Annotated in this window: 18 protein-coding genes; 4 read left to right on the top strand and 14 right to left on the bottom strand. The window is 61.3% G+C overall.

Features of this window, described 5'->3' with window-relative positions; genetic code table 11:
• Positions 1-76 precede the first annotated feature (76 nt).
• A complete protein-coding gene (locus tag OKW98_RS06815; protein WP_265388486.1) occupies positions 77-562 on the bottom strand; it encodes a YajQ family cyclic di-GMP-binding protein in 486 nt (161 codons plus the stop codon).
• 172 nt (positions 563-734) lie between these two features.
• Between OKW98_RS06815 and OKW98_RS06810 the strand changes: the two genes are divergently transcribed.
• From OKW98_RS06810 to OKW98_RS06800, 3 genes are all read left to right on the top strand, one after another.
• Positions 735-1,655 carry a putative 2-dehydropantoate 2-reductase gene (locus OKW98_RS06810; protein ID WP_265388485.1) on the top strand — a complete coding sequence of 307 codons (921 nt, stop codon included), beginning with the start codon at positions 735-737 and terminating at the stop codon, positions 1,653-1,655.
• Positions 1,656-1,717: 62 nt separating this feature from the next.
• Complete coding sequence (locus tag OKW98_RS06805; RefSeq protein WP_265388484.1) at positions 1,718-3,766, top strand: sensor histidine kinase; 2,049 nt, start codon at positions 1,718-1,720, stop codon at positions 3,764-3,766.
• 4 nt (positions 3,767-3,770) lie between these two features.
• Positions 3,771-4,349, top strand: coding sequence for a cob(I)yrinic acid a,c-diamide adenosyltransferase (locus OKW98_RS06800; protein WP_265388483.1), 579 nt, complete (start codon positions 3,771-3,773; stop codon positions 4,347-4,349).
• Positions 4,350-4,779: 430 nt separating this feature from the next.
• Here OKW98_RS06800 and OKW98_RS06795 read toward each other — a convergent pair whose 3' ends face one another.
• The 4 genes from OKW98_RS06795 to secA form a co-directional block, all read right to left on the bottom strand.
• Positions 4,780-5,724: a Nudix family hydrolase gene (locus tag OKW98_RS06795; RefSeq protein ID WP_265388482.1), complete on the bottom strand. Its 945-nt coding sequence runs from the start codon at positions 5,722-5,724 to the stop codon at positions 4,780-4,782.
• 2 nt (positions 5,725-5,726) lie between these two features.
• Positions 5,727-6,353 (bottom strand): glutathione S-transferase family protein, encoded by a 627-nt coding sequence (locus OKW98_RS06790; RefSeq protein ID WP_265388481.1) that lies wholly within the window; start codon positions 6,351-6,353, stop codon positions 5,727-5,729.
• A 38-nt stretch (positions 6,354-6,391) separates the two neighbouring features.
• Positions 6,392-7,609 carry a bifunctional glutamate N-acetyltransferase/amino-acid acetyltransferase ArgJ gene (gene argJ / locus OKW98_RS06785; protein WP_265388480.1) on the bottom strand — a complete coding sequence of 406 codons (1,218 nt, stop codon included), beginning with the start codon at positions 7,607-7,609 and terminating at the stop codon, positions 6,392-6,394.
• Positions 7,610-7,744: 135 nt separating this feature from the next.
• Positions 7,745-10,495 carry a preprotein translocase subunit SecA gene (gene secA, locus OKW98_RS06780; protein ID WP_265388479.1) on the bottom strand — a complete coding sequence of 917 codons (2,751 nt, stop codon included), beginning with the start codon at positions 10,493-10,495 and terminating at the stop codon, positions 7,745-7,747.
• A gap of 319 nt (positions 10,496-10,814) precedes the next feature.
• Between secA and OKW98_RS06775 the strand changes: the two genes are divergently transcribed.
• On the top strand, positions 10,815-11,282 hold the full coding sequence (locus tag OKW98_RS06775; RefSeq protein WP_265388478.1) for a DUF721 domain-containing protein: 468 nt from the start codon (positions 10,815-10,817) through the stop codon (positions 11,280-11,282).
• A gap of 567 nt (positions 11,283-11,849) precedes the next feature.
• Here the strand turns inward: OKW98_RS06775 and lpxC are convergent.
• The 9 genes from lpxC to murD all read right to left on the bottom strand — a co-directional run bounded on the left by lpxC (position 11,850) and on the right by murD (position 22,308).
• Positions 11,850-12,761 (bottom strand): UDP-3-O-acyl-N-acetylglucosamine deacetylase, encoded by a 912-nt coding sequence (gene lpxC / locus OKW98_RS06770; protein ID WP_065992158.1) that lies wholly within the window; start codon positions 12,759-12,761, stop codon positions 11,850-11,852.
• Between the two features lie 112 nt (positions 12,762-12,873).
• Positions 12,874-14,064: a cell division protein FtsZ gene (ftsZ, locus tag OKW98_RS06765; protein WP_265388477.1), complete on the bottom strand. Its 1,191-nt coding sequence runs from the start codon at positions 14,062-14,064 to the stop codon at positions 12,874-12,876.
• 63 nt (positions 14,065-14,127) lie between these two features.
• Positions 14,128-15,387 carry a cell division protein FtsA gene (gene ftsA, locus OKW98_RS06760; protein ID WP_265388476.1) on the bottom strand — a complete coding sequence of 420 codons (1,260 nt, stop codon included), beginning with the start codon at positions 15,385-15,387 and terminating at the stop codon, positions 14,128-14,130.
• A gap of 15 nt (positions 15,388-15,402) precedes the next feature.
• A complete protein-coding gene (locus OKW98_RS06755; protein WP_133772219.1) occupies positions 15,403-16,275 on the bottom strand; it encodes a cell division protein FtsQ/DivIB in 873 nt (290 codons plus the stop codon).
• A 3-nt stretch (positions 16,276-16,278) separates the two neighbouring features.
• Positions 16,279-17,238, bottom strand: a complete 960-nt coding sequence (locus tag OKW98_RS06750; protein ID WP_265388475.1) for a D-alanine--D-alanine ligase — start codon at positions 17,236-17,238, stop codon at positions 16,279-16,281.
• On the bottom strand, positions 17,235-18,695 hold the full coding sequence (murC, locus tag OKW98_RS06745; protein ID WP_265388474.1) for a UDP-N-acetylmuramate--L-alanine ligase: 1,461 nt from the start codon (positions 18,693-18,695) through the stop codon (positions 17,235-17,237). The genes OKW98_RS06750 and murC overlap by 4 nt, the downstream gene beginning before the upstream one ends.
• Positions 18,688-19,761: an undecaprenyldiphospho-muramoylpentapeptide beta-N-acetylglucosaminyltransferase gene (gene murG, locus OKW98_RS06740; protein WP_265388473.1), complete on the bottom strand. Its 1,074-nt coding sequence runs from the start codon at positions 19,759-19,761 to the stop codon at positions 18,688-18,690. Before murG ends, murC begins: the two co-directional genes overlap by 8 nt.
• Positions 19,748-20,965 carry a putative lipid II flippase FtsW gene (gene ftsW, locus OKW98_RS06735; RefSeq protein WP_416148115.1) on the bottom strand — a complete coding sequence of 406 codons (1,218 nt, stop codon included), beginning with the start codon at positions 20,963-20,965 and terminating at the stop codon, positions 19,748-19,750. Before ftsW ends, murG begins: the two co-directional genes overlap by 14 nt.
• A complete protein-coding gene (gene murD, locus OKW98_RS06730) occupies positions 20,962-22,308 on the bottom strand; it encodes a UDP-N-acetylmuramoyl-L-alanine--D-glutamate ligase (RefSeq protein ID WP_265388472.1) in 1,347 nt (448 codons plus the stop codon). The genes ftsW and murD overlap by 4 nt, the downstream gene beginning before the upstream one ends.
• Between the last annotated feature and the right edge of the window lie 3 nt (positions 22,309-22,311).

Genomic DNA, 22,311 nt, shown 5'->3' with positions numbered 1-22,311 from the left:
GACCTGCATTCGGACGCACAGGAACCCCTCGGGTTCCTGAGCCAACATGAAATCGCAGGGTACATCGCGAGGGCAATCAGTCGCGGAAGTTGTTGAATTGCAGCGGCATGCCGAACTCGTGACCACGCAGGGCAGCGATTGCCTCTTGCAGGTCATCACGCTTCTTGCCGGTGACGCGCACTTGTTCGCCCTGAATCGCGGCCTGAACCTTGAGCTTGGCGTCCTTGATGTGAGCGACGATCTTCTTCGCCAGCTCCTTGTCGATGCCTTCCTTGAGCGTGGCCTCCTGCTTCATGACCTTGCCGGACGCAAAGGGATCTTTCAGTTCCAGGCACTGCACATCGATCTTGCGCTTGACCAGGGCCAGCTTGAGGATCTCGATCATGGCTTCGAGCTGAAAACCTTCTTCGGCCGTCATCTTGATCAGCAGGTCTTTTTCCGTGAACTCGAAGCTGCCTTTGCCTTTAAGGTCGTAGCGGCGGTCCAGCTCCTTGATGGCGTTGTCGACGGCATTCGTGACTTCGTGTTTATCCAGTTCGGACACTACGTCGAACGAGGGCATTTAGATTCTCCAATTGATACGGCGCGGCTCAACATATGGATGGAGCACGCCTGACTTGACGATATGAAAGCCCGGTCATTATAACGAGACTTTTCCCACGTTCATGTGAGCCTGCGATGTTGATTTCGTTTTCCTTGCGCACCGAGATCTTCGTCATCGGGCGTGTTTTCTTTTGAACCCCGTTTGCTGGCACGTTCTGGGCGCGGGCAGCCTGGGCAGTCTCTGGGCCACGCGACTGGCCCGGGCGGGTCTGCCGGTGCGGCTGATCTTGCGCGACGAGGCCCGACTGGCGGCCTACAACGCGCAAGGCGGTCTGGCGCTCAACGAAAAGGGCCAGCGCCGGACGTTCGCCATTCCGGCGCAGGCCGTCAGTGCAGATGAACCCATCCAGCGGCTGCTGGTGGCGTGCAAGGCCTATGACGCTGAACGCGCGGTGGCAGCCGTCGCCCATCGCCTGACCGACAAGGCTGAGGTGCTGCTCCTGCAAAACGGTCTGGGCAGTCAAGACGCGGTGGCCGCCATGATCCCGCACGCGCGCTGTATTTGTGTCTCCAGCACCGAAGGTGCCTACCGCGATGAAGACTGGAGCGTGGTGTTCGCCGGACAGGGCTTCAACTGGCTGGGCGACACACAGGGCGGCGCGGCGCCGACATGGGTGGACGCGGTCAAGCAGGCGGGCATCCCGCATCAGTGGACGGCTGACATCGCTGAACGCCTCTGGCGCAAGCTTGCGCTCAATTGCGCCATCAACCCGCTGACCGTGTTGCATCAATGCCGCAACGGAGGGCTGCAGGCTCATGCAGAGGAAGTGACGGCGCTGTGTGCCGAGCTTGGCCAAGTGCTGCACTGCTGCGGTCAGCCCGGCGCGGCTGAAGGTTTGCTGGATCAGGTGCAACAGGTGATTGCCGCCACCGCTTCGAACTATTCCTCGATGTATCAGGATGTCGCCCAGGGCCGTCGCACGGAGATCCGCTACCTGCTCGGGCATGTCTGCGCTGCGGCGGCTGCGCTTGATTGCCCGACGCCAACGCTGAACCAGCTACGCCTGCGCCTGATCGAACACCTCAACGCCCGGGGCCTGCCCAGCGACTGACGGGTTTGCTCAGGGGCGGAACAACGCTAACCTGCCTGCTCCTCATTCCGGTGACCTGCCCCATGCCATTGCGCCAGCGCCTCGAAAACCTGCCGGTCGGTCAAAAGCTTCTGGCCGCCCTGCTGGTGTTGCTCACCACCGTGCTGGTGGTCGCCAACCTGACTTTCATCAGCGCCGCCTATTACATTTCTCAGGAAGCGATGGCGCCCCAGGCATTGCAAACGATCGGTCGGCTGATCAGCAATCCGGGGCTGTCCGAGCAAGCCCTGTCCTCGGCCTACAACGCCCAGGCGCTGCTCAAGGAACTGAAAAACTACGGCCCGTTGCGCGCGGCGGCGGTCTACGACAGCAGCGGTACGCGTCTGGCGCAGATGCAGCAAGGTGACAAACTGCGCATGCCCGACCACTTTCGGGATCTGGAGAGCTGGCGCATTACCGAGTTTCGCAACACTCAGGTCATCCCCATTCCCAAAGCCGGGCAAGCCCAGGGGCATCTGTTGCTGGTCGCCAGCAGCGAATTGCCGACCGCGTTCTACACCGGCACGCTGACCGCCAGCATCGGCATCCTGATATTCAGCATCCTGCTCTGGGCCGGCGTTGCCCGGCAGATTCGGCGCTTTATCACCGAGCCGATCTATCAGCTTGAAGACCTGTCGCGGCGGGTCACCCGCGAGGAGAACTACGCGCTGCGGGCGACGCCCGGTAACAAGGACGAAATCGGGTCGCTGGCCGAGGCGTTCAACACCATGCTGTCGCGCATGGAAGCCCGTGAGCAGCAGCTCAGACGCGCCCGCGATGACTCCCAGGAAGCCTACGATCAGGCGCAGGGTCTGGCGGAAGAAACCCGCCACACCAACCGCAAGCTGGAGCTTGAAGTTCAGGTGCGCAGCAAGATCGAGAAGAAGCTCACGGGGTTTCAGAACTACCTCAATAGCATCATCGACTCCATGCCCTCGGCGCTGATTGCCCTGGACGAGCAGCTATACGTTACGCAGTGGAATCAGGAAGCCGGCGCCCTTTCCGGTACGCCGCTGGACGAGGCCCTTAACCAGCCGATTTACTCGGCGTTCCCGCCGATGCGGGCGTTTTTGCCGCAGATCAAGCAGACCGTCGAGCGTCACACCGTCACCAAGATCGAGCGCGTGACCTGGGTCAAAAGCGAAGAGTCCCGCCATTACGCCCTCACCTTCTACCCTCTCACCGGCGATGCCGGCCGTGGCGCGGTAATCCGCATCGATGACATCACCCAGCGCCTGTCGCTGGAGGAAATGATGGTGCAGTCGGAGAAAATGCTCTCGGTGGGCGGACTCGCCGCCGGCATGGCCCACGAGATCAACAACCCCCTCGGTGCGATCATGCACAACGTGCAGAACATCCGCCGTCGGCTGTCGCCCGACTTGCCGAAGAATCTGGCGCAGGCCGAGCAGGAAGGCATCGAACTGGCGGCGGTGAATCAGTACCTGATCGCGCGCGAAGTGCCTCAGTTGCTTGATGGCATTCAGTCAGCCGGGGCGCGGGCGGCGAAGATCGTCAGCCATATGCTCAGCTTTAGCCGACGCAGCAACCGCCAGTTGGCGCCTTGTGATCTGCCGGCACTGATCGATCAGGCCGTGGAAATCGCCAGCAACGACTTTGACCTGACCATCGGTTTTGACTTCAAGGGCCAGAACATCATTCGCCAGTTCGATCCTGGCCTGGGCCCGGTGCCTGCGACGGCCAACGAACTGGAGCAAGTGCTGCTCAACCTGCTGAAGAATGCCGCTCAGGCCATCCACCAGCGCGAAAATCCCGGGGAGCCGGGGCGCATCATTTTGCGCACGCGCTTGAACCCGCCGTGGGCGGAAATTCAGGTTGAGGACAACGGCATCGGCATGCCGGAAAGCGTGCGCAAGCGCACCTTCGAGCCGTTTTTCACCACCAAGGAAATCGGCCAGGGCACCGGACTCGGGCTTTCGGTGTCGTATTTCATCATCACTAACAACCACAAAGGCCAGATGGAAGTGCATTCCACGCCAGGCCAGGGCACCTGCTTCACCTTGCGCCTGCCGCTGGTGGACAATTCGATAGATATGCCTGCACCACAGGTCATTGGTCAGAACGACCGGGAGTAGAACCATGGGATTTCGCTTGTCGAAAATTTACACGCGCACGGGTGACACCGGCGAAACGGGCTTGGGCGACGGCCGTCGGGTGCCGAAGGATCATCCGCGGGTCGAGGCCATCGGGGAAGCCGACTCACTGAACAGTGAGGTCGGCGTGTTGCTGGCGGGCCTGAGCACGGCAGTCGCGACTCATCCTGCGCTGCAGGAAGTCATCGACGTGCTGGCGCCGTGTCAGCATCGGTTGTTCGACCTGGGCGGCGAGCTGGCGATGCCGGAATATCAGGCGTTGAATGCGGCGGAGATCGAGCGTCTGGAGACGGCGATCGACCACTGGAATGAGGAGCTGGGGCCGCTGGAGAATTTCATTCTGCCGGGCGGCTCGACGCTGATCGCCCAGGCCCACGTCTGCCGGAGCCTGGCGCGTACGGCGGAGCGACGCTGTCAGCACCTGAACGCGGTTGAGCCACTGGCAGGGTTCGGGCTGGCGTACATCAATCGGCTGTCGGATTTGCTGTTTGTCGCGGCACGGATCATTGCCCGGCGCGAGGGGGTGGCGGAGATTTTGTGGGAGCCTGCGAAGAAGCAGCAGTGATCGCACAGAACGGTGCCTGTCGGATTCACGACGGAAGATGGACACCGCTTCTGTAGGAGCCGTCGGGGTGGCGCTCCACCTTGCTGGCGAACCGGGCATATCAATACCGGCAATGGGACTGAACGGACGCTTTCGCCAGCAAGCCGACTCCTACTGAATTGTGTTCGCTGCAGATAATGGGAATTGTCGAAATCCACTGTAGGAGCGCGCTTGCCCGCGAACGCGATCAGCCTGTGGCATCGATTTCGCGGACTCACCGCGTTCGCCAGCAAGCCGGCTCCTATGGAATTGTATCCGCCGCAGATAATGGGAATTGTCGAAATCCACTGTAGGAGCGCGCTTGCCCGCGAACGCAATCAGGCTGTGGCATCGATTTCGCTGACTCACCGCGTTCGCCAGCAAGCCGGCTCCTACAGGGTTAACGGTATTGTTAACTCTGCGGCCAGAACGCGCGAATTCCGGCCACACCCTGCGCACCACATTCCCACGCTTGCTGGCAAGCCGTCGGCCCTACCCCGCCCAGCAGATACACCGGCTTGCTGAAGCCCTCGATCATCTCGCGGGCCTTCTCCCAACCCAACGGCTGTGCATCGGGGTGGCTTTGTGTCGGCAGCACAGGCGAGAGCGTGACGAAATCCACGCCCATCTGCTCGGCCAGACTCAGCTCTTCGGCGTTGTGACACGAGGCCGCCAGCCAGCGGTCTTCAGGAAACGGACGGCCCTTGCTGGCGTACTTGCGCAGCTGTTCGCTGGTCAGGTGCCAGCCCGCCGCCGGAAAGTCACCCAGCCATTCGCGCGGCCCCTTGAGCATCAACTGCGCCTTGCCCGCGCACAGCCCAACGGCATCAACCGCGACGTCGCGGTATTTCGGGTCGTACATGTTCGGTGCCCGCAGTTGAACCATCTTGATCCCGCCAGCCACTGCCATGCGGATACCGCGCAGCAATTCCGGCGTTTCCAGATCGTCCGGAGTAATCAGGTATTCACCCGGCAAACGCGCGGCGGCCACGATCGGCCGATTCGCTGCCGGAAATTCATACTCGGCCAGTTCCCGCTGCGATACCCAGGCCAGCGGTTGCCCTTCAACGCCATGAGGCTCTCCGGTGAAGGATGAGACTTCCCAGACGTCCAGCAACACCTGCTTGTCCGGGTAGTCGTGTTTGATCTTGATCAGCGGACGCGCCGCTGTCACGACGATGCCCAGCTCTTCGTGCAGCTCGCGGGCCAGCGCTGCTTCGACCGATTCATCAGCCTCGACCTTCCCGCCAGGAAACTCCCACAACCCGCCCTGATGCTGTTTGTCGGCGCGGCGGGCGATGAGGATCTTGCCGTCGGTGCCACGGATAACCGCCGCGGCCACATGGATGCGTTTCACGTTCAACCTTCCTCCAGACCCGCTTTCTGCCAGCGCTTGAACTCAGGCCACTGATAAATCGTTTCGACGTAGGCCGCTGCGTCTGCCGGAAGCTCGACGCGATAGGTACGAAAGCGCACGGCGACCGGTGCGAAGAACGCATCGACGATGCCCGGCGTGCCGAACAGGAAACCCTCGCCCACACCCGACACCGCGCGGCATTCACGCCACAGCGCAACCAGGCGTTCGATGTCTGCCTGAGCTTCGACGGCGATGACTTCCAGCGCCTCGTCCTGACGCAAATCCATGGGCAAACGCGAGCGCAGTCCGACAAAGCCGCTGTGCATTTGCGCGCACGCTGACCGGGCCTGAGCGCGGGCGGCGACATCCGCAGGCCACAGACCTGCATCGGGGAAGCGCTCCGCCAGGTACTCACAGATCGCCAGCGAATCGACGATGGTGCCGTGCTCGCACTTCAGCGCAGGGACTTTACCGGTCGGCGAATGCTCCAGAATCAGGCGCGTAGTGTCAGCCTGATTCAGGCGAATCACCTGATCGGTGAATGCCTCGCCGGTCAGCGCAAGCGCCAGCCACGGACGCAGCGACCAGGAGGAATAACGTTTGTCGCCGATGATCAGGTGCAGGCTCATGTCTTGGCTCCGTTGAAACCGGTGGACTGGCTCGTGACTCAGGTGCGGTATTCCGCGTTGATCTTCACGTATTCGTGCGAAAGGTCAGTGGTCCAGATGGTTTCGCTGCAATCACCACGGCCCAGCTCGATGCGGATGGTGATTTCTTCCTGCGCCATCACCAGCGAGCCTTGCTCCTCAGTGTAGGTGCTGGCGCGGCTGCCTTTGCTGGCGATGCACACGTCACCCAGAAACACGTCGATCTTGCTGACGTCGAGGTTGGGCACACCGGCACGACCCACGGCGGCAAGGATCCGGCCCCAGTTCGGGTCCGACGCGAACAGCGCGGTTTTGATCAGCGGCGAGTGGGCCACGGTGTAACCGACGTCCAGGCATTCCTGATGATTGCCGCCGCCGTTGACTTCAACGGTCACGAACTTGGTCGCGCCCTCGCCGTCACGAACGATGGCCTGAGCGACGTCCATGCAGACTTCGAAGACCGCTTTTTTCAGCGCCTCGAACAGCGGGCCCTTGGCCTCGGTCACCGCCGGCAGGCCGGCCTGGCCGGTGGCGATCAGCATGCAGCAGTCGTTGGTCGACGTGTCGCCATCGATGGTGATGCGGTTGAACGACTTGTTGGCGCCGTCGCGAATCAGATCCTGAAGCACGCTCGGCGCCACCTTGGCGTCGGTGGCGATGTAGCCCAGCATGGTCGCCATGTTCGGACGAATCATGCCGGCGCCTTTGCTGATGCCGGTCACGGTGACGGTCACGCCATCAAGCACAAACTGACGGCTCGCGCCCTTGGGCAGCGTATCGGTGGTCATGATCCCGGTGGCGGCCGCGGCCCAGTTATCGACGGACAAATCATCCAGCGCCGCCTGCAGCGCGCCTTCGACCTTCTCGACGGGCAACGGCTCGCCGATCACGCCAGTCGAAAACGGCAGCACCGCGCTGGCGTCGACCCCGGTGATCTCGGCCAGCTTCGCGCAGGTGCGCTCTGCAGCCGCCAGGCCTGGTTCGCCGGTGCCGGCATTGGCGTTCCCGGTGTTGGTCAGCAAATAACGCACGGAGCCTTGCACGCGTTGTTTGGCGAGGATCACCGGCGCAGCGCAAAACGCGTTGAGGGTGAACACGCCCGCGACACTGGAGCCTTCGGCGCAGCGCATGACCACGACATCTTTGCGCCCCGGGCGCTTGATGCCGGCGGAAGCGATGCCGAGTTCAAAACCGGGAACCGGGTGCAGCGTCGGCAAAGGACCAAGACCAACAGCCATGAAGTGCGCTCCTTGAAAAACAGTCACGCCATGCGGCATTGCCGACACGGCTCGATTGATTGAAAAACGCCGCGACGGCTGGGCCGGTCGCGGCGTGATTTTACAGTTCAGCTACAGCCTGTCGCGGTGGGCGACTCAGCTGATCTGGCCGTGACAGTGCTTGAATTTCTTGCCTGAACCACACCAGCACAATTCGTTGCGACCCAGCTTCTGGTCGTTGCGAACCGGCGACAGCGCTGAAGCAGCGGCTACCGCCACGTCTTCACCCTCTTCAGCGAGCAGATCCGGCTGATCGAGGCCCGGCGCTTCGGGGTGCTGGAACTGCATGCGCTGCGCCAGCTCCTCGGCTTCGCGGCGCAGACGCGCCTCTTCGTCGGCCGGATCTTCGCGGCGAACCTGAACGTGGGACAGCACACGAATGGCATCGCGCTTGATCGAATCGAGCAGCTCCTGGAACAGGGCAAACGACTCGCGCTTGTATTCCTGCTTCGGGTTCTTCTGAGCGTAACCGCGCAGGTGGATACCGTGACGCAGGTGATCCATGGTCGACAGGTGGTCTTTCCACAAGTCGTCCAGCACGCGCAGGAGAATCTGCTTCTCGAACGTGCGCAGCGCCTCGGCACTGGCCTGGTCTTCTTTCTCGTTGTAGGACGCCAGAATCGCTTCCATCAACTTCGGACGCAGGGTGTCCTCGTTCAGGTGATCGTCTTCGTCGAGCCACTGCTGGATTGGCAGCTTCACGCCGAAATCGGTGCTCAGCGCGGCTTCCAGACCGGAGACGTTCCACTGCTCAGGCAACGACTGCGGCGGGATGTGCGCGGTGATGGTGGCGTCGAGGACTTCTTCGCGGAACTCGGCAATGGTGTCACCAATGTTGGTCGCAGCCAGCAGGCTGTTACGCATGTGGTAAATCACTTTACGCTGTTCGTTGGAAACGTCGTCGAACTCGAGCAGCTGCTTGCGGATGTCGAAGTTGCGGCCTTCGACCTTGCGCTGCGCTTTTTCGATCGCGTTGGTCACCATGCGGTGCTCGATCGCTTCGCCGGACTGCATGCCCAGCGCTTTCATGAAGTTCTTCACCCGGTCAGAGGCGAAGATGCGCATCAGGCTGTCTTCCAGCGACAGGTAGAAACGGCTCGAACCAGTGTCACCCTGACGACCGGCACGACCTCGCAGCTGGTTGTCGATACGACGGGATTCGTGGCGCTCGGAAGCGATCACGTGCAGACCACCCGCTTCGATCACTTGCTGATGGCGCTTCTGCCAGTCGGCCTTGATCTGCGCGATCTGCTCAGGGGTCGGGTCTTCCAGGCTGGCGACTTCGACTTCCCAGTTACCGCCCAGCAGAATGTCAGTACCGCGACCGGCCATGTTGGTGGCGATGGTCAGTGCACCCGGACGACCGGCCTGGGCAATGATTTCAGCTTCTTTTTCGTGGAACTTGGCGTTCAGAACCTTGTGCTCGATGCCTTCCTGCACCAGCAGGCGGGACATGTGCTCCGAGGTTTCGATCGTCGCTGTACCCACCAGCACCGGACGTTGCTCGGCCAGACAGGCTTTGATGTCGGTGATGATCGCCAAGTACTTCTCTTCGGCGGTCAGGTACACGAGGTCGTTGAAGTCTTTGCGCGCCAACGGCTTGTTCGGCGGAATGACCATCACGGCCAGGGCGTAGATCTGGTGGAATTCGAACGCTTCGGTGTCCGCCGTACCGGTCATGCCGGACAGCTTGTTGTAGAGACGGAAGTAGTTCTGGAAGGTGGTCGAGGCCAGGGTCTGGCTCTCGGCCTGAATGTTCAGAACTTCCTTCGCTTCGATGGCCTGGTGCAGGCCTTCGGACAGACGACGACCCGGCATGGTACGGCCGGTGTGCTCGTCGACCAGCAGGATCTGGCCGTCCTGAACGATGTATTCGACGTTGCGATGGAACAGCTTGTGGGCACGCAGACCGGCATAAACGTGGGTCAGCAGACCGAGGTTATGCGCGGAGTACAGGCTCTCGCCTTCCGCCAGCAAGCCGACTTCGGTGAGCATTTCTTCGATGAACTGGTGACCGGACTCGTTCAGCTCCACCTGACGGGACTTCTCGTCGATGGAGAAGTGACCCTGTTTGGTGACAACGCCTTCCACTTCCTCGATGTGCTGCTCGAGCTTGGGGATCAGCTTGTTGATTTCGGTGTAGAGCTTGGAGCTGTCTTCGGCCTGGCCGGAGATGATCAGCGGGGTACGGGCCTCGTCGATGAGGATCGAGTCGACTTCGTCGATCACGGCGAAATTCAGTTCACGCTGGAATTTGTCTTCCAGGCTGAACGCCATGTTGTCGCGCAGGTAATCGAAACCGAATTCGTTGTTGGTGCCGTAGGTGATGTCGGAGGCGTAGGCGGCGCGCTTCTCTTCCGGCGGCTGGAAAGGCGTAACTACGCCTACGGTCAGACCGAGGAATTCATACAGCGGGCGCATCCAGTTGGCGTCACGACGGGCCAGGTAGTCGTTCACCGTGACCACGTGCACGCCTTTGCCGGACAGTGCGTTGAGGTAGACCGCGAGGGTCGCGACGAGGGTCTTACCTTCGCCGGTCCGCATCTCGGCGATCATGCCTTCGTGCAGTGTCATGCCGCCGATCAGCTGGACGTCGAAGTGACGCATGCCCATGACGCGTTTACCCGCCTCGCGGCAGACCGCGAAGGCTTCGGGCAAGAGCTGGTCGAGGGTCTCACCTTTGGCTATGCGGGCCTTCAACTCGTCGGTCTTGGCGCGCAGCTGTTCGTCCGAGAGGGCGAGCATTTGCTCTTCGAAGCTGTTGACGACCTGGACCGTCTTGAGCATGCGCTTCACTTCGCGCTCGTTCTTGCTTCCGAAAAGTTTTTTTAACAAAGGTGCAAACATATCGAAAGGATCTTCCACACATAGGGATGGAGGGCGGCCCCGTGAGTCGCCCGAGCAGCCCTGATGGCCGCATGCGAACGAGCATTCTACCCGGAAATGGTGGTGAGGAAAGTGGCGTTATTCCACGATGCTGGCACAGCAATGTTACGGGGCAGAAGTACAATAGGGTCATTTCCCGTGACTTCAACCCATGCGCGTAAGAAGTTTTATTAATGTTTTTTCATGATCGCGCGGCGCATTTGCACCCGGGACGCCTGACGCAAAGGTGCTTCAACCGATTCTGCTAAGATCACGCCCTGGCAACACAAGGCACCCCATCATGGCATTTCGTCCCCTCCCCGCTCGCGTACCGGCTGTCCTTCTGCGCGAATCCCGGCCGCTCAAAGCCATCTTCAACCACGCCCAACGCCTCGCGCACTTGCAGCGCCTGCTGGAAAGCCAGTTGCAACCCGCAGCCCGCGAGCACTGCCACGTGGCGTCATGGCGCGAAGGCACGCTGCTGCTCATCGTCACCGACGGCCACTGGGCCACACGACTGCGTTATCAACAGAAGCGTTTGCAACGGCAACTGGTCGCGTTTACGGAATTCGCCAACCTCACCCGCCTGCAACTAAAGGTTCAGCCTGCAAGGACGCATCGTATCGCGGCCGGGCATACGCGCGATCTTTCCGTTGCAGCGGCCGAGACCATAACAGCCACGGCGGAAGGCATCACCGACCCGAAACTGCGTGCCGCGCTTGAGCGGCTGGCGGCGCATGCGGTGTCGAAGAAGGCTGGGGAATCCTAAGCTCAGAAAATGGCGGCGCTCGCACTGGCCCCTTCCCGGCTAAAGCCGGTCCTACATGAACACCGCGTGCGGTCAGTAGGACCGACTCCACCTGTAGGACCGGCTTCAGCCGGGAAGCCTTTGATCTGCTTAAACGCGCGTTTGATCTTGATCTTCATACGCAAGAGGTTCAGTCACCGCCAAACGCGACTTGGGTGCAGGCTGAACGCAGGTCTCGCGCAGTGGGCCGAGCCGCATGGATGCGGCGAGAGCGCCGTCAGGGCATGGATGCCCGTTCGGCGCGGGCCCACGGAGCGAGACCGGAGTGAAGGAACCCGACGAAGTCGGGCCAAACCATGAGCAAAGCGTTTTTGGTTACTTTTGGCTGGGCCGGCAATCCGGGCGCTCTTGCCAAAAGTGACCCGCCGTAAAGGCGGAACCATAATTTCAGCAAACACAAAATACGGATATGTACGCTAGCTAATTCAACGATCCGTAAATCGCTCTCGCGACCGTCGAAACGTTACCCACAAAAAAGGCCACCCGAAGGTGGCCTGAAAACATCAAAAACTAGGAAGAAGAGACTGTCTACACCGCCGCAACAGGGCGCATGTAAGAGATCGGTGCAGTGCTGGCATCTTCGAAGGTCACAACTTCCCAAGCGTCTTCCTGAGCGATCAACGCACGAAGCAAACGATTGTTCAGACCGTGTCCCGACTTGAAGCCCTGATACTCGCCGATCAGACTGTTACCCAACAGATACAGGTCACCGATGGCATCCAGAATCTTGTGCTTCACGAACTCGTCTTCATAACGAAGACCGTCCTCGTTCAACACGCCGTCCTTGTCCACGACGATCGCGTTTTCAACGCTGCCGCCCAGAGCCAGGTTGTGCTTACGCAGATATTCGATGTCTTTCATGAAACCGAATGTCCGCGCACGGCTCACTTCTTTAACGAACGAAGTGCTGGAAAAATCCACACAAGCCGTCTGTGTACGGTTCTTCAGATAAGGGTGATCGAAATCGATCTCGAACCCTACCTTGAACCCTTCAAACGGTAAGAACTTGGCGGACTTGCCGTCTTCTTCTACGCACACTTCTTTAAGTATGCGGATGAATTTCTTCGGTGCGTCCTGTTCTTCCAGGCCAGCCGATTGAATCAGGAATACGAAGGGACCTGCGCTGCCGTCCATGATTGGAACTTCGGAGGCAGAAAGTTCAACGTAGGCGTTATCGATGCCAAGGCCAGCCATGGCCGACAGCAAGTGCTCGACCGTATCGACCTTCACGTCGCCATTGAACAGCGTCGTGGAGAGCGTGGTATCACCCACATTCAACGCGTGAGCGTTGATCTGGACCACCGGCTCAAGGTCGGTACGGAAAAACACAATGCCAGCGTTCACAGGTGCTGGTTTGAGGGTCAGGTAAACCTTCTCCCCCGAGTGCAGGCCGATACCTGTGGCACGGATAATATTTTTCAGGGTGCGTTGTTTAATCATGGCATTGGCCGCTTCAGCGCGTATCGCGAATTAGTATCAACAAAGGCTGGCGATGATAGCAGACCCCGCCTTTGCTGAACACCAATCACCCTTATACCCCTGATAGAACCCATTAATCAGCCTGACGACGCAGGAACGCTGGAATGTCCAGGTAATCCAGATCGTCATGCGGATTCATCTTCGCCGCGGCTGTTGCGCCCGCGTGTGCCTGATTGCGCATCACGGTTGGACGGTCCAGATCGCGGTAGTTGACCGAAGGCAGCTCCTGGCGTGCGGCGTGTTGCTGCGCAGGTGCGGCTTGAGCGGTCTGCATGGTGTTGTCGATGACCTTCACAGGCTTCTCGATCTTTGCACCCAGGCCAGTGGCAACTACAGTTACGTGCAGCTCGTCGCGCATGTCCGGATCGATAACGGTACCGACCTTGACCATGGCGTGCTCGGAGGCGAACGCTTCGATGATGCTACCCACGTCGGAGTACTCACCCAGAGACAGGTCAGGACCGGCGGTGATGTTGACCAGAATGCCGCGAGCACCTTGCAGGTTCACGTCTTCGAGCAACGGGTTGCGGATCGCCGCTTCAGTGGCTTCACGCGCACGGTTCGGACCGCTGGCGCAGCCAGTGCCCATCATCGCCATGCCCATTTCGGACATCACGGTGCGTACGTCGGCGAAGTCGACGTTGATCATGCCCGGGCGCTTGATGATGTCGGAGATACCGCGAACGGCACCGGCCAGTACATCGTCAGCCTTGGCGAAAGCCGACAGCAGGCTGGCGTCTTTACCCAAGATAGTCAGCAGCTTCTCGTTGGGAATGGTGATCAACGAGTCGACGCTTTCGGACAGCGCGCGGATGCCTTCATCGGCGATCTGCATGCGCTTGCGGCCTTCGAACGGGAACGGACGCGTCACGACCGCAACGGTCAGAATGCCCATTTCCTTGGCCACTTCGGCAATGATCGGTGCAGCACCGGTACCGGTACCGCCGCCCATGCCGGTGGTGATGAAGACCATGTTGGTGCCTTGCAGCACTTCAGCGATGCGCTCGCGGTCTTCCAGTGCAGCCTGACGGCCGACTTCAGGATTTGCACCTGCGCCCAGGCCTTTGGTGACGCCGGTACCCAATTGCAGAATGGTACGTGCGCCAATGTTTTTCAGGGCCTGAGCATCGGTGTTGGCGCAGATGAACTCGACGCCTTCGATGTTGCTCTTGACCATGTGATTGACTGCGTTGCCGCCGCCACCACCAACGCCGATAACTTTAATTACCGGGCTTTGTGGGATGTTGTCTACGAGCTCGAACATGTTCCCTCTCCTTCAGTTCTCTAGTTTTATGTCGCCTGTTGCCTGCCTACCACTTTTTGAATCTTAGAAATTCCCCTGAACCCAGCGCTTGAGACGCTCTAACACTGGAGCCTTCGGTTCATCGCTATAACTGCTACCGGAGCCGGAAAGGCCGGACAGCGAGATGCCGTCAGACTGCTTTTGCAGTCCGTACAGCAACAGGCCGACGCCGGTTGAGTAAATCGGGTTGCGAACGACGTCCGCGAGCCCTTTGACGCTGTGCGGCACGCCGAGGCGGACCGGCATGTGGAAGATCTCTTCGGCCAGTTCGACCGCGCCTTCCATTTTCGAGGTGCCACCGGTCAGCACGATGCCGGCCGGGATCAAGTCTTCGTAGCCGCTGCGACGCAGCTCGGCCTGGATCAGGGTGAACAGCTCGTCATAGCGCGGCTCGACCACTTCGGCGAGGGCCTGACGGGACAGTTCACGGGGCGGACGATCGCCGACGCTTGGCACTTTGATGGTTTCGCCGGCGCCAGCCAGTTTGGCCAGGGCGCAGGCGTAGCGGATCTTGATTTCTTCGGCGTACTGGGTCGGTGTACGCAGCGCCATGGCGATGTCGTTGGTGACCTGGTCGCCGGCAATCGGGATCACCGCCGTGTGACGGATCGCGCCTTCGGTGAAGATCGCGATGTCGGTGGTGCCGCCGCCGATGTCCACCAGGCACACGCCCAGTTCTTTCTCATCGTCGGTCAGCACCGAGTAAGCCGAAGCCAGTTGCTCGAGGATGATGTCGTCGACTTCGAGGCCACAGCGGCGCACGCACTTCTCAATGTTCTGAGCGGCGTTCACCGCGCAGGTGACGACGTGAACCTTGGCTTCCAGACGCACGCCCGACATGCCCAGTGGCTCGCGAACGCCTTCCTGGTTATCGATGACGTAGTCCTGCGGCAGGGTGTGCAGCACGCGCTGGTCAGCCGGGATCGCCACGGCCTGGGCAGCGTCGAGCACGCGCTCAAGGTCGGCCGCGCTTACTTCGCGGTCGCGAATCGCCACGATGCCGTGGGAGTTCAGGCTGCGGATGTGGTTGCCCGCGACGCCGACGAACGCCGAGTGAATGCGGCAACCGGCCATCAGCTGCGCTTCTTCTACGGCGCGCTGGATCGATTGCACGGTGGATTCGATATTCACCACCACGCCCTTCTTCAGGCCGCGGGACGGGTGAGTGCCGATACCGACGATTTCCAGCGTGCCATCAGCCGCGACTTCGCCTACCAGCGCCACCACCTTGGAGGTGCCGATATCCAATCCGACGATCATTTTGCCGCTTTGCACGTTTGCCATGGGTCCTGCCTCTTATCAATTCTTCGCGACGGCGGGTTTGTCCGTCGTTGGCGCTGCTGCCTGTTCGCGCCAACCAACGGCCAGGCCGTTGTTGTAACGAAGGTCGACTCGCGCAATGTTCGTGATCTGGTCTTTCAGTGTCTTGTCGTAGATGGCGATAAAGCGGCGCATCTTCTCAAGCAGATTGCCTCGTCCCAGCAGCAGCTCCAGGCCTGGGCCTGCAGTGCCTGCGCCGGTGGTCAGAAACCAGCTGCCTCGCTCACGCAGTTCCAGGCGAGCGATGGAGAACCCCAACGGGCGCAACATCTGGCTCAGGACCTGGTACTGCTGCATCACCTGCTGTTGAGCCCGTTGAGGCCCGAACAACTGCGGAAGGTGTTCGTAGTTGGCCAGTTCACGCGGGGTGAATGCCTGACCCTGGTTGTTCAGCAGGGATTGATCGCCCCAGCGCGCAACCGGTAGTTGTTCTTCCAGCCGGATCACCACCTGATCCGGCCAGACGCGGCGGACCTCGGCGTGGGCGATCCACGGCATTTGCTCAAGCTCGGTGCGCATGCCGGCCAGGTCGACGTTGAAAAAGCTCGTCGCCACATACGGCGCAATGCGCTGCTGCACGGCCTGCTGGCTGATGTAGCTCAGGTCGCCCTGAACGTTGATCCGCGAGATCGGACGGTCGGCGTACGGCAACAGACGCTGGGCGGCTTCGTACGTCCCGAACCCCAGCACGACCAACAACACCGGCCACATCAGGCTGCGCAGGAAACCGAAGTTCGGCCGCGGCATGCGCGACGACATGGGCTCCTTGGCAACCATGCGGCTGGCACCACGCGGCACCGGCTTGTTGCGGCCGGCGGCGGATTGCTGATGACGAACCGTTGCGCCATGCATGATTTACCCTCGCACCTGGACGCTGTCGGCCAGAATCGCTAACACCAACTGTTGAAAATCGAGCCCGGCCGCGCGTGCAGCCATGGGCACAAGGCTGTGGTCGGTCATGCCGGGCACGGTGTTGACTTCCAGGAGCCAGAATTTGCCGTCGGCGTCCTGCATGACATCGGTGCGCGCCCAGCCGGCAATGCCGACCGCTTCACAGGCCCGAGCCGTGAGTGCCTTGAGTTCATCTTCTTTGGCTGCATCGAGGCCGCACGGGATCCGGTACTGGGTATCGGAAGCCAGGTATTTGGCGTCGTAGTCGTAAAAACTGTGGGGAGTACCCAGACCGATGGGAGGCAAGACCTGCCCACGCAGAGAGGCGATGGTGAACTCCGGACCTTCAATCCATTGCTCGACCAACACTTGCGAATCGTAGGTACGGGCGGCGTTCCAGGCGGCGATCAATTCGTCGACGCCGGTCACCTTGGCCATACCGATACTGGAACCTTCATGGGCGGGTTTGACGATCAAAGGAAAGCCCAGTTCCGTCGCCGCAGAAATACAATCCGCCTCACTGCACAGCACGGCATGGCGCGGCGTCGGCAAGCCGAGACTCTGCCAGACCTGCTTGGTGCGCAGCTTGTCCATCGCCAGCGCCGAAGCGAGGACGCCGCTGCCGGTGTAGGGGATTTCCAGGCATTCCAGCAGACCTTGCATGGTGCCGTCTTCGCCGCCACGACCGTGCAGCACGATGAACGCGCGATCGATTTTTTCGCTGACCAGCCGCTGCAGGAAATCCTCGCCCACGTCGATACCGAACGCGTCGACGCCTGCGCTTTGCAGGGCTTCAAGCACTGCACCGCCGGATTTCAGGGAAACCTCCCGCTCCGCGCTCTTGCCGCCGAACAGCACGGCGACGCGACCGAAGCCTTTTGGCTCCAGCGTCGAGAACAGGGCGGACTGCAGGGCGGCTGTCATTTCAGCTTACCTTCGGTTGAGGCCACGATGGCACCGGTGAACAGCGGGCTTTTCAGCAATTGCGGTGCGAGCCCGCCGATGTCGCCGGCGCCCTGGCACAGCAGGATGTCGCCAGCGCGCAGCAGCGGTTTGACCAGCGGTGCCAGCTCGACGCCACGCTCGATGTAGATCGGGTCAAGCTGACCACGCTGACGAATGCTGTGGGCCAACTGACGGCTGTCCGCACCCGGAATCGGTTCTTCACCGGCCGGATAGACTTCCATCAGCAACAGCACGTTGGCCTCGTTGAGGACCTGCACGAAGTCGTCGTACAGATCGCGGGTGCGGCTGTAGCGGTGCGGCTGGTAGACCATGACCAGACGACGGTCCGGCCAGCCACCGCGAACGGCATTGATCACGGCAGCCACTTCACGCGGGTGATGACCGTAGTCGTCGACCAGCATGACGTTGCCGCCTTCGACTGGCAGTTCGCCGTATACCTGGAAGCGACGGCCAACGCCCTGGAAGCCCGACAGCCCCTGAACGATGGCTTCGTCTGACACGCCCTCGTCAGTGGCGATGGCGATGGTTGCCAACGAGTTCAGCACGTTGTGCTTACCCGGCATGTTGACGGACACGTCCAGCGGATCGCGATCGCGGCGCAGCACGGTGAAGTGAGTGCGCATGCCATCCTGACGCACGTTAATCGCGCGCACGTCGGCGGCGTCATCGAAGCCGTAGGTCATGATCGGGCGCTTGACCGAAGGCAGGATGTCGCGCACCACCGGGTCGTCGATGCAGACCACCGCCAGACCGTAGAACGGCAGGTTGTGCAGGAATTCGACGAAGGTCTTCTTCAGTTTGTTGAAGTCACCTTCGTAGGTCGCCATGTGGTCGGCGTCGATGTTGGTGACCACGGCCACCATCGGCTGCAGGTGCAGGAAACTGGCGTCGCTTTCGTCGGCTTCGGCGATCAGGTAACGGCTGGTACCGAGCTGAGCGTTGGTGCCGGCAGCGTTAAGGCGGCCGCCGATCACGAAGGTCGGATCAAGGCCACCTGCCGCGAACACCGAAGCGATCAGGCTGGTGGTCGTGGTTTTGCCGTGGGTACCGGCGACCGCGATGCCATGGCGATAGCGCATCAGCTCGGCCAGCATTTCAGCGCGTGGCACCACAGGAATACGACGTTCAAGGGCCGTTGCCACTTCCGGGTTGGAGGTATTCACAGCGCTGGACACCACCAGCACGTCAGCCGTCGAGGCGTTCTCGGCGCGGTGGCCGATGAATATCTGCGCGCCAAACGACTCGAGACGCTCGGTCACCGGCGACGCCTTGAGGTCGGAACCGGACACGTCATAGCCCAGGTTCAGCAACACTTCGGCAATACCGCACATCCCCACGCCGCCGATGCCCACGAAGTGGATACGACGGATGCGGCGCATTTCCGGCTGTGGCATGGCGCGTTGATTCTCAACCATGGGCCACCTCCAGGCAGATGTCGACGACGGTGTTGGTGGCGTCAGGCTTGGCCAGTTGGCGAGCCGTGACGGCCATACGGTTCAATTGTTCGGGTTGCATCAAAACCTCTTTCAGGCGAGCGGCCATCTCGGCGGCGCCAGTTGTCGCTTGCGGCATGACGAAGGCAGCGCCCTCGCGAGCCAGATATTCGGCGTTGCGCGACTGGTGATCGTCGATCGCGTGGGGCAAAGGCACCAGCAACGACGGCAGCCCGGCAGCCGCCAGTTCACTGACGGTCAACGCACCTGCGCGGCAGACCACCAGATCCGCCCAGCCATAGGCTTGGGCCATGTCTTTGATGAAGGGGGCGACCTGCGCCTCGACACCGGCGGCGCGGTAACGCTCGGCGGTGACTTCATCGTGATGCTTGCCGGCCTGATGAAACACTTCAGGGCGGATATCGGCAGGCACTTGCGCCAGGGCTTCTGGCAGCAATTTATTCAGCGGCTCGGCACCCAGGCTTCCGCCCAGCACCAGCAAACGCGGCCGGCGACCGATCAGCGTCTGACGCGGCGTCTCGAAAAACAACTCGGCGCGCACCGGGTTACCGGTGGTGCGACGCTTGGCCGACGCGGCGAACGTCTGCGGGAACGCTTCACAGACCCGCGCGGCGAATGAAGCCAGGCTGCGATTGGCTGTGCCCGCCACGGCGTTTTGCTCGTGGATGATCAGCGGCACGCCAGCCAGCTTCGCCGCCAGACCGCCAGGGCCTGTCACGTAGCCACCAAAGCCGACGACGCAGACCGGCTTCAATTCACCCACGATCTTGCGCGCCTGCAACAACGCCTTGATCAACATGAACGGCGCCTTGAGCAACGACAGCCGGCCCTTGCCGCGCAAACCGGTGACGTTGATCAGGTGCAGCTTCAAACCTGCGGCGGGCACCAGTTCGTTCTCGATGCCGCGTGGTGTGCCCAGCCAATGCACGGTGTAACCGCGGGCCTGGAACTCACGGGCGCAGGCCAGCGCCGGGAACACGTGTCCGCCGGTGCCGCCCGCCATGATCAAAACGTTACCGGCGGCCATGGGTCGGCTCCTCGGCAAAGTCGCTTTCCTGGAACTCGGCCTCTTCACTGCCCATGTTGTTGCGCGATTCCCACTCGATGCGCAGCAACAGACCCAGGCTGGCGCAGCAGATGATCAACGAACTGCCGCCGTAGCTGAGGAACGGCAGGGTCAGGCCCTTGGTCGGCAGCAAACCGACGTTCACGCCGATGTTGATCAGGAACTGACCAATCCACAGGAAGGCCAGGCCGTACGCGGTGTACGCGGCGAAGAACTGCTTGGCGCGCTCGGCCCACATGCCGATGTACATCGCCCGGATACTGACGAACACGAACAGCGCGACCGTGGCGAGGGAACCCACCACGCCCAGCTCTTCGGCCAGTACCGAGAACACGAAGTCGGTGTGTGCTTCCGGCAGGTAGAACTGCTTCTGCACGCTGTTGCCGAGGCCGACGCCGAACCATTCGCCACGACCGAAGGCGATCAGCGCCTGGGTCAGCTGGTAGCCGGAACCGAATTGATCGGACCACGGGTCGGTGAAGGTAATCAGGCGCGCCATCCGGTAAGGCTGCGCCTGGACCAGAACGAACACTGCCGCAACCGCCAGGGCCACCATTAAACTGAAACGAAACAGACCGACGCCGCCGAGGAACAGCATCGCCGCCGCCGCGCCCATCATCACGACCGTGGCGCCGAAGTCCGGCTCCATCAGCAGCAGGCCAGCCATCGGCAGCAACACAATGAACGGCTTGAAGAAGCCCATCCAGCTTTCGCGCACTTCCTGCTGGCGACGAATCAGGTAACCGGCCAGGAAGATCACCACGAACACTTTGGCGATTTCCGACGGCTGCACGTTGAACATGCCGAAGCCGATCCAGCGCATCGACCCGTTCACCTCACGCCCGATCCCGGGCACGATCACCGCAATCAACAGGCCGAACGCGCCGATCAGCATCAACCAGCCCAGGCGCTGCCAGGTGGCAACCGGCACCATCATGGTCGCGACGCAGGCGATCAGACCGAGCACCAGATAGATCAGGTGACGGGTCATCATGTACAGCGCGTTGCCCGACTGCACTGCAGCCACTTCCGACGACGCGGAAGTGATCATCACCAGGCCCAGGCCCAGCAACGCGAGGCAACCGGCGAGCATCGGGAAATCGACGTCAACACCACGGCCGCTGATGATCGGCGACGGGTACGGCTTGATCACGCCAAAAATCATGACAAGTCCCCCACGGCCCGGGCGAACAGTTGTCCGCGCTCTTCGAAATTCTTGAACATGTCCAGGCTTGCGCAAGCAGGCGACAGCAACACGGCGTCCCCTTCCTGCGCGATATCAGCAGCACGTTGCACGGCTTCTTCCAATGTAGTGACGCGTACCAGAGGCACCGAATCGCCGAAGGTCGCAGCAAGCAAATCCGCATCGCGGCCCAGCAGAACGACGGCGCGACAATGGGCGGCAACCGGGGCTTTCAGCGGGGTGAAATCCGCGCCCTTGCCATCGCCGCCGGCAATCAGCACCAGCTTGCCGTCGATGTCGGCACCAAGACCTTCAATCGCTGCCAGCGCGGCGCCGACGTTGGTCGCTTTAGAGTCGTCGTAGTAATTCACGCCGTTGAGCTCACGCAGCCATTGGCAGCGATGAACCAGACCGGCAAATGTCTTGAGGCTGGCAAGCATGGCGTCAAACGGCAGACCCACCGCATGACCCAGCGCCAGCGCAGCCAGGGCGTTGGCCTGATTGTGGCCGCCGCGGATTTTCAGCTCCCGGACCGGCATCAGGTTGTCGAACTGGAAGGCCAGATGCTTCTCGCCGTTCTCTTCGCGCACGCCGAAGCCGTTTCTGTCGGGCTTGTTCAAACCGAAGGTCCAGCACGGCACGCCTTCGCCGATCAAAGGGCGGCTCAACGCGTCCTGACGATTGACCACCACCTGCCGCGCGCCACGGAAGATCCGGTGCTTGGCCAGGTGATAGGCCGGCAGGCCGCTGTAACGGTCCATGTGGTCTTCACTGATATTGAGCACGGTCGCCACTTCAGCGCCGAGCTGATCGGTGGTTTCCAGCTGGAAGCTCGAGAGCTCCATCACATACAGCTCAACGTCGTCGCTGAGCAGATCCAGCGCCGGCGTGCCAAGGTTGCCGCCCACCGCGACCCGCTTGCCCGCTGCCGCCGCCATCTCGCCCACCAGCGTGGTGACCGTGCTTTTTGCGTTCGAGCCGCTGATGGCCACGATGGGCGCTTTGGCATTGCGAGCGAACAGCTCGATGTCGCCGGACAGCTTAACGCCGCGCATCGCAGCCTGCTGCAGGGCCGGGGTCGCCAGCGCCAGACCGGGGCTGACGTACAGCTCATCGGCGCGGCACAGAAACTCAACGTCCAGTTCACCACAGCGCACTTCGACCTGCGGGTAGTCACGGCGCAATGTCGCGAGTTCTGGCGGATGCTCCCGCGTATCGGCGACAGCAAACGACACACCCCGGTTCGCCAGGAAGCGAACCAGGGACATGCCGCTCTTGCCGAGGCCGACAACGATGCGGAAGTGGTCAGAAGCGATCAGTGACACTCG

The organism is Pseudomonas sp. KU26590, assembly GCF_026153515.1.
Classification (GTDB): Bacteria; Pseudomonadota; Gammaproteobacteria; order Pseudomonadales; family Pseudomonadaceae; genus Aquipseudomonas.
This window is presented reverse-complemented; position numbering and strand designations above follow the sequence as displayed.

Excerpts from the sequence above, each read along its gene's own strand:
- OKW98_RS06750 (WP_265388475.1), bottom strand. The coding sequence starts at position 17,238 with ATGACAGCCGCCCTGCAGTCCGCCCTGTTCTCGACGCTGGAGCCAAAA.
- ftsZ (WP_265388477.1), bottom strand. The coding sequence starts at position 14,064 with ATGTTCGAGCTCGTAGACAACATCCCACAAAGCCCGGTAATTAAAGTT.
- secA (WP_265388479.1), bottom strand. The coding sequence starts at position 10,495 with ATGTTTGCACCTTTGTTAAAAAAACTTTTCGGAAGCAAGAACGAGCGC.
- ftsA (WP_265388476.1), bottom strand. The coding sequence starts at position 15,387 with ATGGCAAACGTGCAAAGCGGCAAAATGATCGTCGGATTGGATATCGGC.
- argJ (WP_265388480.1), bottom strand. The coding sequence starts at position 7,609 with ATGGCTGTTGGTCTTGGTCCTTTGCCGACGCTGCACCCGGTTCCCGGT.
- OKW98_RS06800 (WP_265388483.1), top strand. The coding sequence starts at position 3,771 with ATGGGATTTCGCTTGTCGAAAATTTACACGCGCACGGGTGACACCGGC.
- ftsW (WP_416148115.1), bottom strand. The coding sequence starts at position 20,965 with ATGATTTTTGGCGTGATCAAGCCGTACCCGTCGCCGATCATCAGCGGC.
- OKW98_RS06815 (WP_265388486.1), bottom strand. The coding sequence starts at position 562 with ATGCCCTCGTTCGACGTAGTGTCCGAACTGGATAAACACGAAGTCACG.
- OKW98_RS06805 (WP_265388484.1), top strand. The coding sequence starts at position 1,718 with ATGCCATTGCGCCAGCGCCTCGAAAACCTGCCGGTCGGTCAAAAGCTT.
- murC (WP_265388474.1), bottom strand. The coding sequence starts at position 18,695 with ATGGTTGAGAATCAACGCGCCATGCCACAGCCGGAAATGCGCCGCATC.
- OKW98_RS06775 (WP_265388478.1), top strand. The coding sequence starts at position 10,815 with ATGGCATTTCGTCCCCTCCCCGCTCGCGTACCGGCTGTCCTTCTGCGC.
- lpxC (WP_065992158.1), bottom strand. The coding sequence starts at position 12,761 with ATGATTAAACAACGCACCCTGAAAAATATTATCCGTGCCACAGGTATC.
- OKW98_RS06790 (WP_265388481.1), bottom strand. The coding sequence starts at position 6,353 with ATGAGCCTGCACCTGATCATCGGCGACAAACGTTATTCCTCCTGGTCG.
- murG (WP_265388473.1), bottom strand. The coding sequence starts at position 19,761 with ATGGCCGCCGGTAACGTTTTGATCATGGCGGGCGGCACCGGCGGACAC.
- OKW98_RS06755 (WP_133772219.1), bottom strand. The coding sequence starts at position 16,275 with ATGCATGGCGCAACGGTTCGTCATCAGCAATCCGCCGCCGGCCGCAAC.